The organism is Acinetobacter sp. FB (genome assembly GCF_056033405.1).
Genome location: NZ_CM148502.1, coordinates 3,104,867 through 3,118,816, shown reverse-complemented (window position 1 = coordinate 3,118,816; position 13,950 = coordinate 3,104,867). Strand labels below are relative to the sequence as shown.

The 13,950-nt window shown below is 39.4% G+C and carries 13 protein-coding genes; 9 read left to right on the top strand and 4 right to left on the bottom strand.

Features of this window, described 5'->3' with window-relative positions:
• The first annotated feature begins 30 nt into the window (after positions 1 to 30).
• The 4 genes from uvrC to AC0JIQ_RS14830 all read left to right on the top strand — a co-directional run bounded on the left by uvrC (position 31) and on the right by AC0JIQ_RS14830 (position 4,705).
• Positions 31 to 1,830 carry an excinuclease ABC subunit UvrC gene (gene uvrC, locus AC0JIQ_RS14845; protein ID WP_474202089.1) on the top strand — a complete coding sequence of 600 codons (1,800 nt, stop codon included), beginning with the start codon at positions 31 to 33 and terminating at the stop codon, positions 1,828 to 1,830.
• Positions 1,831 to 1,934: 104 nt separating this feature from the next.
• Positions 1,935 to 2,732, top strand: a complete 798-nt coding sequence (locus AC0JIQ_RS14840) for a thioesterase family protein (RefSeq protein WP_474202088.1) — start codon at positions 1,935 to 1,937, stop codon at positions 2,730 to 2,732.
• Between the two features lie 105 nt (positions 2,733 to 2,837).
• Positions 2,838 to 3,425, top strand: a complete 588-nt coding sequence (gene pgsA / locus AC0JIQ_RS14835; protein ID WP_004659303.1) for a CDP-diacylglycerol--glycerol-3-phosphate 3-phosphatidyltransferase — start codon at positions 2,838 to 2,840, stop codon at positions 3,423 to 3,425.
• A 119-nt stretch (positions 3,426 to 3,544) separates the two neighbouring features.
• Positions 3,545 to 4,705 carry a hypothetical protein gene (locus tag AC0JIQ_RS14830; RefSeq protein ID WP_474202087.1) on the top strand — a complete coding sequence of 387 codons (1,161 nt, stop codon included), beginning with the start codon at positions 3,545 to 3,547 and terminating at the stop codon, positions 4,703 to 4,705.
• Between the two features lie 215 nt (positions 4,706 to 4,920).
• On the opposite strand, the gene AC0JIQ_RS14825 is transcribed toward AC0JIQ_RS14830, so the two are convergent.
• A complete protein-coding gene (locus AC0JIQ_RS14825; protein WP_004659301.1) occupies positions 4,921 to 5,694 on the bottom strand; it encodes an IclR family transcriptional regulator in 774 nt (257 codons plus the stop codon).
• Positions 5,695 to 6,111: 417 nt separating this feature from the next.
• Between AC0JIQ_RS14825 and AC0JIQ_RS14820 the strand changes: the two genes are divergently transcribed.
• Genes AC0JIQ_RS14820 through AC0JIQ_RS14810 form a run of 3 tightly spaced genes read left to right on the top strand, consistent with a single transcriptional unit; the run spans position 6,112 to position 9,468 of the window.
• On the top strand, positions 6,112 to 8,205 hold the full coding sequence (locus tag AC0JIQ_RS14820) for an FUSC family protein (RefSeq protein ID WP_474202086.1): 2,094 nt from the start codon (positions 6,112 to 6,114) through the stop codon (positions 8,203 to 8,205).
• The gene (locus AC0JIQ_RS14815) at positions 8,198 to 8,413 is read left to right on the top strand and encodes a DUF1656 domain-containing protein (RefSeq protein ID WP_004659299.1); all 216 of its coding nucleotides are present in this window, start codon (positions 8,198 to 8,200) and stop codon (positions 8,411 to 8,413) included. The genes AC0JIQ_RS14820 and AC0JIQ_RS14815 overlap by 8 nt, the downstream gene beginning before the upstream one ends.
• A 53-nt stretch (positions 8,414 to 8,466) precedes the next feature.
• Complete coding sequence (locus AC0JIQ_RS14810; protein ID WP_005218603.1) at positions 8,467 to 9,468, top strand: HlyD family secretion protein; 1,002 nt, start codon at positions 8,467 to 8,469, stop codon at positions 9,466 to 9,468.
• 165 nt (positions 9,469 to 9,633) lie between these two features.
• Here the strand turns inward: AC0JIQ_RS14810 and ruvX are convergent, their stop codons facing one another.
• The 3 genes from ruvX to recN form a co-directional block, all read right to left on the bottom strand.
• Positions 9,634 to 10,077 (bottom strand): Holliday junction resolvase RuvX, encoded by a 444-nt coding sequence (gene ruvX, locus AC0JIQ_RS14805; protein WP_004659295.1) that lies wholly within the window; start codon positions 10,075 to 10,077, stop codon positions 9,634 to 9,636.
• A complete protein-coding gene (locus tag AC0JIQ_RS14800) occupies positions 10,070 to 10,624 on the bottom strand; it encodes a YqgE/AlgH family protein (RefSeq protein ID WP_004659294.1) in 555 nt (184 codons plus the stop codon). Before AC0JIQ_RS14800 ends, ruvX begins: the two co-directional genes overlap by 8 nt.
• Positions 10,625 to 10,739: 115 nt before the next feature.
• Positions 10,740 to 12,398 carry a DNA repair protein RecN gene (recN, locus tag AC0JIQ_RS14795; protein WP_474202085.1) on the bottom strand — a complete coding sequence of 553 codons (1,659 nt, stop codon included), beginning with the start codon at positions 12,396 to 12,398 and terminating at the stop codon, positions 10,740 to 10,742.
• Between the two features lie 342 nt (positions 12,399 to 12,740).
• On the opposite strand from recN, the gene ppnP reads away from it, so the two are divergent.
• Together ppnP and rlmB are read left to right on the top strand one after the other, a co-directional pair.
• Complete coding sequence (ppnP, locus tag AC0JIQ_RS14790) at positions 12,741 to 13,067, top strand: pyrimidine/purine nucleoside phosphorylase (protein WP_004659291.1); 327 nt, start codon at positions 12,741 to 12,743, stop codon at positions 13,065 to 13,067.
• Positions 13,068 to 13,186: 119 nt separating this feature from the next.
• Positions 13,187 to 13,936 (top strand): 23S rRNA (guanosine(2251)-2'-O)-methyltransferase RlmB, encoded by a 750-nt coding sequence (gene rlmB / locus AC0JIQ_RS14785; RefSeq protein WP_474202084.1) that lies wholly within the window; start codon positions 13,187 to 13,189, stop codon positions 13,934 to 13,936.
• Positions 13,937 to 13,950 lie beyond the last annotated feature (14 nt).

Here is a 13,950-nt window from a genome sequence, read left to right as displayed (position 1 = left end):
CGAAAGCATTACTGATGATGAAAGTCTGCTGTGAATCCAAACGCGCGTGAACATATTGAAAAAATTCTGACTCATATGACTCAATTGCCTGGTGTTTATAAAATGCTCGGCAAAGATGGAGAGTTGCTGTATGTCGGGAAGGCCAAAAACTTAAAGAATCGTGTATCCAGCTATTTTGTTAAAACGATTGACCATCCTAAGACACAGGCTTTAGTCGCGCGAATTTATGACATCGAAAGTTTAGTTGTTCGTTCTGAAACAGAAGCATTATTACTTGAACAAAATCTGATTAAATTACATCGTCCGCCATACAATATTATGTTGCGTGACGATAAGTCGTATGTGTATATCTTCGTTTCAGCAGATAAACCTTACCCACGTATTGCCAGTGGTCGTGGCAAAGGTAAACATCAAATTGGCAAGTTTTTTGGTCCATATCCAAGTGCTTATAGTGCTAGAGATACGCTACTTGTATTACAAAAATTATTTAATGTCCGCCAATGTGAAAACAGTTATTTTTCACAACGTAAACGCCCTTGTTTACAGTATCAGATTAAACGTTGTACAGCACCTTGTGTTGGTCTGATTAGCCCTCAGGACTATAAGGAAGATGTGGACAATTCAATTCGTTTTTTGCAGGGTGATACCAAAGAACTCAATCAAGAGCTGATTGGAAAAATGGAACAGGCTGCCGAAGCTCTTGAGTTTGAAAAAGCGGTATTTTATCGTGATCGCCTCGCGTTATTGCGCGAGGTTCAAGCACAACAAGCAGTATTTAAGATCAAAGGCGAAGCCGATATTTTGGCGATTGCCTACCAAGCTGGTGTGACTTGTGTACAAATCATGTATGTTCGTAATGGACGTATGCTTGGTGGAAAAAGTTATTTTCCAGATATGTTGGGAGATGATTTGGCGCAAATGCTGAATGATTTTATGGCGAATTTCTATTTCCAAGTGGCGGATGAAGTGCCATCAGAATTGATTGTAAATGTAGATATTCCCGACCAAAAACAATTAGAAGAAGCATTACAACAAACCTTCAATAAGAAAGTTCAAATCAAACATAAAGTGCGAGAGACTCGGGCTGAATGGCTAGAACTGGCACAAATGAATGTGCAACATGCGATTAAAGGCAAACTGAGTAATCATTTGGAATTGAACGAGCGTTTTTATCAACTTGAACAAGTGGTTGGAAGACCTATTGATCGGATTGAATGCTTTGATATCAGTCATACCATGGGTGAAGCACCGATTGCTTCTTGTGTAGTCTTTGATCAGGGCGGTGCAAGAAAGCGGGATTATCGTCAGTTTGCGATTCAGGATATTACGGGCGGTGATGATTATGCGGCGATGCGCCAAGCGTTGATACGCCGTTATAAAAAAAATATGTTACCTGATCTACTCTTGATTGATGGTGGTAAAGGGCAGTTGCATATGGCGATGGAGGTCATGCAAGAATTAGCGCTTGATGCTTTTATGATTGGTGTTTCTAAAGGTGAGGGACGTAAACCGGGATTAGAAACGCTGCATTTTACCGATGGCACTAAAATTCAATTACCCGAAGACCATAAAGCTTTACACCTCATCCAACAAGTGCGAGATGAAGCGCATCGTTTCGCCATTACCAAACATCGAGCTAAGCGTGATAAACGCCGTAGTAGTTCAGTTTTAGAGGCTATACCTGGGCTAGGGCCAAAACGCCGTCGTGATCTACTCACTCATTTTGGCGGTATACAAGGTGTTTTAAAAGCATCAGAAAAAGAGTTGATGCTTGTACCGGGTTTGGGTGAAGTCATGGCGAGAACGATTTATAAAATTTTGCATGAATAATTTGACCGATTGGCTCAATCTCTCAATGACTGATGCGTCAATGATCATTCACAAACAGAGAAAAACATTTAAAGATAAGATGGTTTGACGATTAAGGAAAGATAATGTCATTGCTTCCGCTGTATCAACAGATTGAACATCAAGAGTGGATTGATATTCCCTCAGGATGGTTACAAGGTCGCACCGTATTTGGCGGTTTAGTTGCAGGATTATTAATCCAAAAGGTGCAGAGTGTGGTTCATGATACAACAAAGCAGTTGTTGAGTTGTAATGTGACCTTTGTTGGTCCTGTGCAAGAAGGGCAGGCTAAACTCACGGCAGAGGTGTTGAGAGAGGGTAAATCGGTTACAACCTTAGAAGTGCGGTTATGGCAAGCAGATACTGTACAAAGTATATTAATTGCGAGTTTTGGTTCTCAGCGTGAATCTCGGATTCATGTGCAAAATCTACCGCAAATTCCTGATTATCCACTGCCGGCACAGTTGGAAAAAACGGCTTATATTGAAGGCTTAATGCCACAGTGTTTGCAACAGTTTGAACTATGTTGGGCTGAAGGTAATTATCCAATGGCTGGCAGCAAAGTGCCTGACTTTGGCGGATGGTGTCGTTTTATTCCTCAGTTGCATCCAAATCGTGAAATGAAATTGGCCGATCTATTTGGATTGATGGATGTCTGGCCACCAGGTGTGTTACCGATGTTTAAAACCCCTGCACCAGCAAGCTCATTAACATGGCAGATTACCTATTTGCAGCCGATTGCTCATCAAGTACAGGATTGGTTCAAATATAAAGTAGTGACTGAATATGCTGAACATGGCTATTCAACCGAGTATGCCTATCTTTGGGATGATGAAAATCGACTGATTGCGGTACTTCGACAAACAGTTGCCGTTTTTGCCTAGTCGACACTGCCGTGCATTTCGTATAAAGTTGCTTACACATGGATACAATCTCGGCACATCCTTTGTGCGACATGCATATTTGATGCGAACAACATGGCGGTGTTTATGAGCACAGGGCGAATCCTGAACATTCCTAATATTTTAACTTTGGCGCGTATCGCCCTCATTCCTGTATTTTTGGCAATTGCCTATTGGCCACCTGCAATTGGAATTGCTGAGCATCATGGGGGAATGATGCGACATTTGGTATTGACTGCAATCTTTGTTCTTGCAGCAGTGACAGATTGGTTCGATGGGTATTTAGCTCGGACTTTGAATCAGACTTCTGCTTTCGGGCGTTTCCTCGATCCAGTCGCCGATAAGCTTATGGTTGCAGCTGCATTAATTGTATTGGTGCAATGGCAACCGACGATCTCAATGGCTTTTGCTGCAATTGTGATTATTTCGCGTGAAATTACTGTTTCGGCATTGCGTGAATGGATGGCTGAACTAGGTGCACGTACTAGCGTTGCAGTTTCTACGGTAGGAAAGTACAAAACAGCATTTCAAATGATTGCGATTAGTGTGTTCTTATTAAACTGGAAACCACTCGAAATCTGGGCATATGCTTTACTGTATACCGCCGTTATTTTGACTTTATGGTCGATGTTTATTTATATGAAAGCTGCTTGGCCATATTTAAAACAGCCTTAAAATGATTTGCCATCACTATTTTATTTAAATTTAATAAAAATCTAGATAATCAAAGCATTCACTATAAAATTTGTGAAATATAGTGAATGTTAAAAATGATAACGTAGGAACACGGTTACATGTCATCTTTATTATATTTATCAAATCAAGAATTGTATCTATTACAAAATCAAAAAACACAGACTATAGATTGTCATGCGGTCAGTCAGTACAAGAAAAATTTACAAGAAATTAAGCAGCGCAAACAATGGAAAACCACTGGGACTGGCGCGCAATTTATGGGGTTGACCCGTCAAGATGATCCAAATGAATTAGCTTATGTATTTCCAGTTGATGCTGTATTGACTGATAATCAACAGATGATTTATGCGGCGCGACTACAAGATGGTTGTGCAATTTATATGAAATCATTAATTGAGTTACAACAGCCAGAAGCTTTAGTTCTTAGAAATAATGAATTTATTGTTCATCATCTTGATTATGCAGCGCAAAAACAAAGATTAATTTTATCTGCAAGTAAAGGTTATGCATATGAAAGGCATCTTTGCGTTTTGGGGCTAGATTCGAATCGCATCCAATATATTACGGAAGGTGACTGTCAAGACGAACATCCAAGTTTTGATCCTCAAGATCCTGATATTGTTTATTATGATAGCTGTGGTTTTGCCTATGATCATCAAGGTAATGTCAGTGTGGGACCGAAAGAGATTTGTCGCTTGAATCTAAGAGCAGGTGAACTAGAAACAATCATTGCTGATCCGAAGTTTGATTTTTATAAACCAAAAATTGATGCGGCGGGGCAGCTTTATTTCCTTAAGCGCCCATATAAAAATCAGCATCACAGCGGTAATTCACTCAAAGATATTATATTTGTGCCTTTCAAAATTATTCGTGCTGTGATTGGTTGGTTAGACTTTTTTACGCAACGTTATACTGGCGAATCGCTTAAGTCTACCTCAGGTACAAATCCTGCTAAGACTAAACAAAAATCTGAAGAAGAATTATTTGTTGAGGGTAATTTGATTAAAGCTCAGAAAACTTTGCAACAAAATCAAAGTGCAGGTGAAAAATTTGCTGGTGTGATTCCTCGTAATTGGGAACTGATTCAATATGCAACGAATGGAGAGCAGAAAGTTCTGAAAAGAGGGGTGTTAGGTTATGCCCTGAATCAGGATGGTTCGCTTTATTATTCAAATGGTAAATATTTGGTTGCAATGACGGCTGATCAGACTGAACAGATGTTGGTTGAAGCAAAGTTAATCAATAAAATTATGTGTTAACTCAATAAATATGTTCTAAATCATTGTTTATAAATTTTTTTAATTAATAGTCTTGGATAGCGCTTAAGAAAAAAGCCCATAACAAAGATGGGCTTAGTTCTCTGAGGAAAGTCATACTCTTTTTAGGAGGGTATGCTGAAGAACATAATCATAATATGAGAATATATTGCTGTTTACAACGGATAAAAATGTAAATATTTTTTAAAATTCTCAATTCAGTTTGACTGATTTTCGGAAAGTGTTGCAAATTTATGCTCAATTTGCGCTGCATTATTTTGCAAGATCTCGATCAGTTTTTGAATATTCAAGAAATCAAAACGATTTTTTGATGCTACTAGCGTGAGTGCAATCGGTGCTTCTTTAGTAGAAAAGCGAATCGGCACGGAAAGGCCACATACCATTGGATCAATCTCACCCTGCGATAAATAAAAGCCTTGTTTTTTAATTTTCCGCATTTGCTGCATAAATTCATCGAGGCTATGGGCAAAGCCTACCTGAGCAAGTTCCTGAGTAAACTGATGATAATAAGCTTGAATATGTTGCTTGGAGAGATGAGCAATCACAATTTTGGGTGAAGCACCTACATAAACAGGGCGTGGACAACCTCTTCCGTACGAGATAAGTTCTGCTTCTTTAAAGGTTTCATGATGTAGATCAATACAATAATCATGGTTTAAATAGGTTAATAAACAACATAGTTCAGTACGATCTACGATATCACGCATAAAAGGAATACTGATCTGAACCAATGGATCGGTACTATGAGAAATATAATCAAGAACGGCAATTTTAGAGCCTAAAGTGTAGTCTCCTGATGTACCACTAATGCGTTTTAAAATATCTGTTGAAACAAGTTCTTTAAGATAACGATAGGCTGTGGGTTTTGAGAGACCAAGCTCATCACAAATGATATCGACATTGATAATCGGACGTGAAACTGAAAATAAATCCAGCACGGTGAGAATTTTACCAAAACTCGAAATTGCCATGATGCGTTGTCTACTCCTTAAAAATAACGTGAAAATCGAACCTTTATTGCTTTATATCAGAAAAGCCTGAGATCGTGTATGGACTTTTAGGTCGGAATATTTTTGCTCAATCAATTAAGCCTTGAATTGAGAAAAAATATGGCTTTTATTGAAAATATTTTAAATTAAAATGAAAAATTATCAAATAGTGATAATTTATGTTGACTAATTTGCTTTGTTTTGAAAAAATTATAGATGTAGTGTCTTCATTGGATAATGAAATTCGTTAAATTGTCTGCATTTGCTCTAGACACTATGCCTTGCTCCCCATAATCAGCTTTTTCTTGTCAACTGATTTGATACTCCAAATCGGTCTAACTTCGTGCCACATTGTTATGTGTCATCTAGATCATGCTGACTTAGAATTGAGACATATTCATGTTACTTAAACAGCTGTTAGCTTTCAGACCAAGCCGACTTGATCTTATTTTTGCTTGTAAAACCTTTGTAGCAGGCATGCTGGCACTGTTTATTTCTTTTGAATTAGATTTGATTAATCCGATGTGGTCGATTGGAACGGTCATGATTATTGCCAATCCTTATTCGGGAATGGTGTCTTCGAAATGTGTATATCGTTTGATTGGAACTGTAGCAGGGGCAGTCATAGCACTGTTATTAACCCCACATTTTATTAATACGCCGTGGCTATTTACGGTTATTTTATCTCTCTGGGTGGGCTTTGCTTTATATGTGTCATTACTAGACCGCACGCCGCGTAGCTACGTATTTATGTTGGCAGGATATTCAACTGCCATGATTGTTTACAATGCAATTACCTATATCGATACCTACAATATTTTTGATATCGCTGTTGCACGTGTACTTGAAATCTCAGTTGGCGTAGTCTCTTCCGCCGTTGTTTCGGCAACCTTTTTTCCAGTGCATGTTGGCGCAATGATTAAGCAACGTGTCAATAAAACCTTAAACGATCTAGAAGCAACCTTTGAAAAATTGATTGCCGTTGAAGAAACACCTGAAAATTACACGCAAATTTTATCTGTGATTACTCGTGATGCCTCTGATATTCATGCTTTAGCTGTACATTTGGCTTATGAGAAAGGTGAGTTGAAAGGCATGACTAAACCTTTACAAGAAATGCTACATCAAGTGTCATTGGTGGTTGCGAATTTGGTTGCATTGTCTCAACGTGTGAAACAACTCGAACATTTGCATTTAGTTAATCTTGTTTCGCATTTGGATATGATTCGTCAGCATACTTTGACATTTTTAAAACAAGAGAAAAGTTTAGTACCTGCTGATTTACAGACTTTGCCGATTGGATTTGAAGAGGATTTCGCTGAGCTGATTTCTAAAGCAACGTCTGAACAGGAAGTTGTATTGGCTGCATTAAAGATGGATGTTCGTCATTTTATAGCCAATATCTTGGCAGTAAAGCTACTTTGGCAACAGATTCAGCAAGGTAATAAAGAAATTCCAATAGAAATTACAGCAATTACAACGAAGTATCCAAGTTTACATCGCGATCATGGTATTGCGATACGAGGGGGAATTAGTGCGGTACTGATTACTTTTATTGTCACTGCAGCTTGGATTCTGTCTGGTTGGAAGGCGGGTTTTATGATGGCGCAAATGGGTGCAATTACGGCGTGTATCTTAACGGCTTTGGATAACCCAGTACCTGTGCTACGGATTTTTATTTGGGGCAGTATTGTCTCTGCAGGCTTAGTATTCTTATATGCATTTGGTATTTTTCCGCATGTGACCCATTTTTGGCAATTGGCTTTGGTGCTATTTCCTGTGTTTTTAGTGGCTGTCACCATGATGGCAAATCAAATGTTAATGCCTGTAGGAATGGTACTTGGGATTAACACCATGATGGGATTGAATCTGCATAATAAATACAGCATGGATGCTGTTTCTTATTTAGATAGTTCATTTGCAATGGTTCTGGGCGTATTGGTTTCACTAATTGTGATTGATTTAGTTCGAGCTGTTTCACCTGATACCAGTGCAACGCGAATTTTAACTTTACATTATCAGGCGATGCGTCAGGCATTAAATCTATCTTATGGTAGTGAGTTCAAAATTCATCTACGCAGTATGTTGGACCGAGTTGGAGTATTGAATACCAAAATGGTTCAAAATCCTGAAGTTAAGATTTCGATTCAGAATGCTCTGATTGAAAGTAGTTCAATTATTGACTTAGTCCGATTACAAGAAATTAGCCAAAAACTCCCGCAATTGGTCGGTTTGAAAAATGAAGTCAATGTGCTGCAACAGCAACTGACCGAATATTTTCAAATGCAGGAGAAACAACTTTCTCTGAACCATTTTCCAATTCGAATTGTGCAGCAGATTGATCTATTACAGCGGATTGCAGTGCAAATTGAAGATGAGCAACTCGCTCAAAGAATGTTGATTTCTCTGAATAATATTTGTGAAAGCATTGGGCATGTCTCAACACAAAAGATGGATTCAGAAACATATGGTTTAGGTGTATTGCATGGGTGAGATTAACGTTTATGGAATCTATATTCCAATTCTTTTGGTGCAAGCCATCATCGCCTACGTGCTCTTTAAGCTGATGAGTCCACTGATCGATCGTTTAGTTATGAGAGGTTGGATTGTACTACCGAACATTTTCAACTTGTGTTTGTACTTGGGATTGTTGCTGTGTATGCATTGGTTATGTCTTTATTTACAAGGTACAAGCCTTTAAGTAGCTCTCTCCGAAATTTAATGATTTAAAAATATGTGGTAAAGGTGATGAACATGAATGCATTTGATGTACGAAAAGTCATACGTCCAATTGTATTAGTACTTTCGGTTTTGATTGCGATATATGCAGTCGTGCATTTATGGAATTACTACAATGCCGCACCGTGGACACGTGATGGTCGTGTGCGTGGTGATGTGGTTCAAGTGGCTTCGGATGTTAATGGATTAGTAACTGAGGTACTGGTACAGGACAATCAGACGGTAAAGAAAGGACAAGTTCTTTTCAAGATTGATGTAGAGCGTCAAGCCCTTGACGTTGAACAAGCTAAATCTGATTTAGCTAAAGCCAATGCTGGTTTGGCTCAGGCGCATGCAAACTTAGTCGGTTCAAAGGCAAATTTGGTCAAGACTGAAGCTAATATGAAATTGGCTGAGAAGAATGCAGCACGTTATGCGAGTTTGATGGATGGTGCAATCTCTAAGCAAGAGCAAGATCAGGTTTTTGCTACACGTGATCAGGCGATTGCTGAGAAAGAACAGCTAGCAGCGAGTATTGAACAGGCTGAGGCCGCCATTCAACAACAACAAGCTTTGATCGACGTGGCGAATAGCAATTTACATTTAGCTCAGCTCAATATGAGTCGTTCGGCAGTCGTTGCACCTGCGGATGGGACCTTAGCTAACTTTGATTTACGTGTTGGGAATTATGTTAAGGTTGGGCAAGCGGTTGCTGCGCTGCTAGATCGTCATCAGCTTTATGTGGTGGGCTATTTTGAAGAAACCAAATTGAATCGTATTCATGTCGGTGATTCGGCAACCGTACAGTTGATGGGGGATCGTCAATTAATTCGTGGGCATGTTCAAGGTATTGCAACAGGGATCGAAGATCGTGAGCGTTCTGGTAGTTCTAATCTATTGGCAAATGTAAACCCTACTTTTAGTTGGGTACGTTTAGCGCAACGTGTGCCTGTAAAAATTGTTTTAGATGAACAGCCTCAGAATCCATTGGCTTTTGTTTCAGGGCGAACTGCAACGGTTAGAATTATTGAGAAATAATCAGACGTAGTCTGAGCTGATTTATTTTTTAAAAATTGCATTCTAAATTTTATTCGAGTGATTTGGGTTGTAGACGTGCTAAAGCAATTATTTTGAGCATTGGGATCTGATTTTATCACGGTACATCAGTATGCTATACCGTGATAAAGCGCTTAATATAAATGATTAAGGTGTTATTCCATTAGGATCACGATACCAGCTTTGAATGAGTAGTGCAGCTGCGAAACTATCAGCCGATAATCGTTTTGCTTGGCCTTTATTTTGATAAGACTCAAGTTCTTCTCTCGCTTCGCGTGTAGTCAAGCGCTCATCCACCATCCACGTTTCAATATTGGTTTGATGACGCAAACGCCGTGCAAATTTTCGTGCGCGAGCAGAGAGTTCAGATTCACTATCATCCATATTTAATGGCAAACCGACTAAAAAAAGATTGGGTTGCCATTCTTTGACAAGTTTTAATAGTTGGTTCCAGTCAGGGATACCATCTTTCATCACGAACAATGGCAGTGGATTGGCACTCTCAATAGTTGATTGACCAATTGCGATCCCCATCTTTTGAGTACCAAAATCAAAGGCCATAATGGATTGCGAAGTTTTAAAATCAGGCATGACCGATCTCTGAAGCAAACCATGTGCGGTCTACCCCAATTTTCTTGTATGCTGCATCCCAACGATCGCCATAAGGTAGATTAAAGATTAAATCCATGTCTGAGTCACAAATCAGCCAGTCACCACGTGCCATTTCTTCTTCAAGCTGATTTTTGCCCCAGCTGGCATAGCCTAGAGCAATTTGGTAACGACCGACACCTTCGTTATGTGCAATTGCATCCAAAATATCTTTACTGGTGGTAATGCAAACATTTTCACCGACTGCGATTGATGAATGCCAAGTAGGTTGACCTGTGTGTAGTACAAAACCTGCTTCTGGGCGTAATGGTCCACCTTGCAACACGGCATGAGGTTGTACATTATCTGCATCAATCTCTAAATCATTCAATAATTCTTTGATTTGTAACTCAGAAGGGCGATTGATAATAATGCCTTGTGCACCATCTTCATCATGGCGTGCCACATAGATAACAGTATTGGCAAAGAAGTCATCTGTTATGTCTGGTGGAGCGATGAGACAACGGTGAGTTAGATATTGTTTCGTCACCTAGGCGATTCTCCATCAAAAAAATTATGCTGATCTATCTATATAGGTTCTTCTTATCAACATACAAGAGTTAATCGGATTTCGCCAATCTTTTTCTCACATTTTGCTATGTGTATTAAGCTGATTGAAATTTTAGTTGACGTAGTTGTTTGGCATGTTGCAAGGTGGTCTCGCTAATCTCGACGCCGCCAGACATACGTGCTAGTTCTAGAATGCGTTGTTCCTCATTTAACTCAATAATGGTACTGCTTGCTGGATCTGTTTGTTGTTTTTTGACCAATAGGTGTTGGTCAGATTGTGCAGCAACTTGAGCTTGGTGAGTGATACAGAGCAGTTGTACATGTTGAGCCAAATCAGCGAGTAAACGACCAACCACTTCGGCCGTACCACCACTAATTCCGACATCAATTTCATCAAAGACCAAAACTTCGGATTCTGTTTTTTCAGCATTCATCACTTGCATGACCAGTGCAATACGAGAGAGTTCACCGCCAGAAGCAACGCGAGCCAACGGTTGTGGCGGAATCCCTTTATTGGCAGTGAAAAGAAGCTGAATAAAGCTGAGACCTTCGGCATTTGCTTCCATTGGCTCGAACTTAAATTCAAAATATGCTTCAGGTAGAGCAAGGGGCTTCACTTGTTCAGTCAATTGCTTCGCCAATGGAACTGCGGCTGCACGACGAATATGATCTAGATGTTCAGCTTTTTGCATAAAAGCTTGATAAGAAATTTCTACCTGTTCCGCTAAGGTTTCAGGATCTTCCAATAAATGTAATTGCTCTAATTCCTGCTGCCAAGTTTCATATTCTTGTTTGAGTAATTCAGGTTGGGTGCGGTGTTTACGCGCGAGACGATGGAAAATTTCTAAGGTTGTATTGAGCTGTTCCATTCTTTCAGGATCAAAGCTTTGGCGATCAATAAATTGGCGTAAACTCGCGGTTGCATCTTCAATCTCACTTTGCGCATTGAGTAACGAATTATAAATATTTGATAACTGTTCACTGCGTCCCGCATGAGACTCTAAACGACGAATAATTGAGGCAACTTCTTGAGTGATATTTTGTTCCGCCTCATCCAACACATTTAGACTGTAACTACAGTCTTGCATAATATGTTCATGATGGCTGAGACGATCAAATTCTTGTTCAATCTCTCGATAATCCGTTTGGACAATCTCTTCAAGTTCTTCTATTTGGGATTCTAAATTTTGTATTTTCTGAATACGCGTGGCTTGCGCATCTAAAGCGGCTTGATGCTGGCGAATGTTTTTTTGCCATGTGCTATACGCTTCACGTACTTCATCTGCTGGTTCGGCAAAATTATGATAACGATCTAACCAGTGCTTCGGATAAGGGGGTTCAAGTAATTGCTGTTGGCTATGCTGGCTATAAAGTTGTACAAGTAAGCGTCCAATTTCTTTTAACTCTGACAAGCTACTTGGGCGCCCATTGATCCATGCTTTGCTTCGGCCTGTCGCAAATATGACACGTCTTAAATGAATTTCACCAGAATCATCATCTAGTTCATGTTCTGTGAGCCATTTTGCTTCCGCACTTTCAGCTTGATAACTAAATACAGCAGTGACATCTGCTTTGTCTGCACCATAACGGACATAGTTTGTATCGGTACGTTCACCCAAGCATGCAGACAGTGCATCTAACAATAACGATTTTCCTGCACCAGTTTCCCCAGTCAAAACATTGAAACCTTGTTCAATATCTAAAGCTAAATGGTCTGCAAGTGCAAAATTAATTAAAGTTAAATGGGTGAGCATATATGCATCCAGTGCACGTAATCTTTTGCTTAAAGATAGAGAAATTTTGCTAATCGAACAAGAGGATCAGCGTTGTGTTGATGAAATCATGTTTTATTTCTGGAACTGTTTTGGATAATTTGGTGTTGTAAAGCTCATCTATCAATTTATAAGATTTTTTCTATTGTAGTTTAGATCAGATGCTTTGATCTAAAAGCGCTTGTGAGTTGAGCATAACTTTAGTAGAAAGGCATAAAAATTGCTGTTAAAGCATGATAAAAATGGATTGATTAGTGACGCAGGCGCAATTAAACTACGTCCATCATAACCTAATATAAATGCTGCATTATTTGGAGAGTATGCATGAGTTCAGTGCAGTTTGATCATGTTACGGTCATTAAAAAGTCAAATGTATATTTTGGTGGGGCATGTATCAGCCATACTGTACAATTTGAAGATGGTACTAAAAAGACACTAGGTGTGATTTTACCTACTGAACAGGCATTAACTTTTGAAACACATGTGCCAGAACGTATGGAAATCATTTCTGGTGAATGTCGTGTAAAAATTGCAGATAGTACAGAAAGTGAGTTATTCCGCGCAGGTCAGTCTTTTTATGTCCCAGGAAATAGTGTTTTCCACATAGAGACTGATGAAGTGCTTGATTATGTATGTCATTTAGAAGGTTAACCTATTCCGTTCTAAATCGAGTACACTATCGCTAAAGAAAATCCTGTAAAGCTACTTTGCAGGATTTTTATTTTTCAAAATCTCCCTTTATAGATCGGGAATACTGCAAGAGGTCGTTCATGGCAAAACCTGAATATTATTATGGCGTTCATTCGGTTGAGTCATTATTGGAGTTAGAGCCTGAACGTGTTTTGACTTTATTTACCTTAAAAGGTCGTGATGACCAGCGATTACAAAAGATTTTGCAACTCGCAGAACCTTTTGGGATTAGCGTCCAAAAGGCGAGTCGGGATAGCTTGGAAAAGCTTGCAGGCTTACCTTTTCATCAAGGTGTAGTTGCAGCAGTTCGCCAACATCCAACCTTAAATGAAAAAGATTTAGATGAATTGATGCAGCAGTCACCAGATGCTTTGTTATTGGCATTAGATCAAGTGACTGATCCGCATAATCTCGGTGCATGTATTCGTACTGCAGCTGCGATGGGTGTTCAGGCGGTGATTGTGCCACGTGATCGTTCAGCTAGTTTAACTCCGACGGCACGTAAAGTTGCAGCAGGTGGGGCGGAAAAAGTTAAGTTCATTCAAGTGACTAACTTAGCTCGAACCTTAGCTCATTTAAAAGAGACCACACATACACGTGTTATTGGCACAATGCTAGATGAAAAAGCATTGCCAATTCAGCAATGTGACTTTAAGGGTGCAGTTGTCATTGTCATGGGTGCGGAAGACACAGGTTTGAGACCGATTACTCAGTCTCAATGTGATCATACGGTTTATATTCCAATGTCTGGTGATTTGCAAAGTCTAAATGTGAGTGTCGCAACTGGTATGGCACTTTATGAAGCATGTCGCCAGCGTAGTGTTGTATAATTCATGCAAGTATT

Excerpts from the sequence above, each read along its gene's own strand:
- rlmB (WP_474202084.1), top strand. The coding sequence starts at position 13,187 with ATGGCAAAACCTGAATATTATTATGGCGTTCATTCGGTTGAGTCATTA.
- AC0JIQ_RS14840 (WP_474202088.1), top strand. The coding sequence starts at position 1,935 with ATGTCATTGCTTCCGCTGTATCAACAGATTGAACATCAAGAGTGGATT.
- AC0JIQ_RS14825 (WP_004659301.1), bottom strand. The coding sequence starts at position 5,694 with ATGGCAATTTCGAGTTTTGGTAAAATTCTCACCGTGCTGGATTTATTT.
- pgsA (WP_004659303.1), top strand. The coding sequence starts at position 2,838 with ATGAGCACAGGGCGAATCCTGAACATTCCTAATATTTTAACTTTGGCG.
- AC0JIQ_RS14815 (WP_004659299.1), top strand. The coding sequence starts at position 8,198 with ATGGGTGAGATTAACGTTTATGGAATCTATATTCCAATTCTTTTGGTG.
- AC0JIQ_RS14810 (WP_005218603.1), top strand. The coding sequence starts at position 8,467 with ATGAATGCATTTGATGTACGAAAAGTCATACGTCCAATTGTATTAGTA.
- AC0JIQ_RS14820 (WP_474202086.1), top strand. The coding sequence starts at position 6,112 with ATGTTACTTAAACAGCTGTTAGCTTTCAGACCAAGCCGACTTGATCTT.
- AC0JIQ_RS14830 (WP_474202087.1), top strand. The coding sequence starts at position 3,545 with ATGTCATCTTTATTATATTTATCAAATCAAGAATTGTATCTATTACAA.
- recN (WP_474202085.1), bottom strand. The coding sequence starts at position 12,398 with ATGCTCACCCATTTAACTTTAATTAATTTTGCACTTGCAGACCATTTA.
- ruvX (WP_004659295.1), bottom strand. The coding sequence starts at position 10,077 with ATGCCTGATTTTAAAACTTCGCAATCCATTATGGCCTTTGATTTTGGT.
- ppnP (WP_004659291.1), top strand. The coding sequence starts at position 12,741 with ATGAGTTCAGTGCAGTTTGATCATGTTACGGTCATTAAAAAGTCAAAT.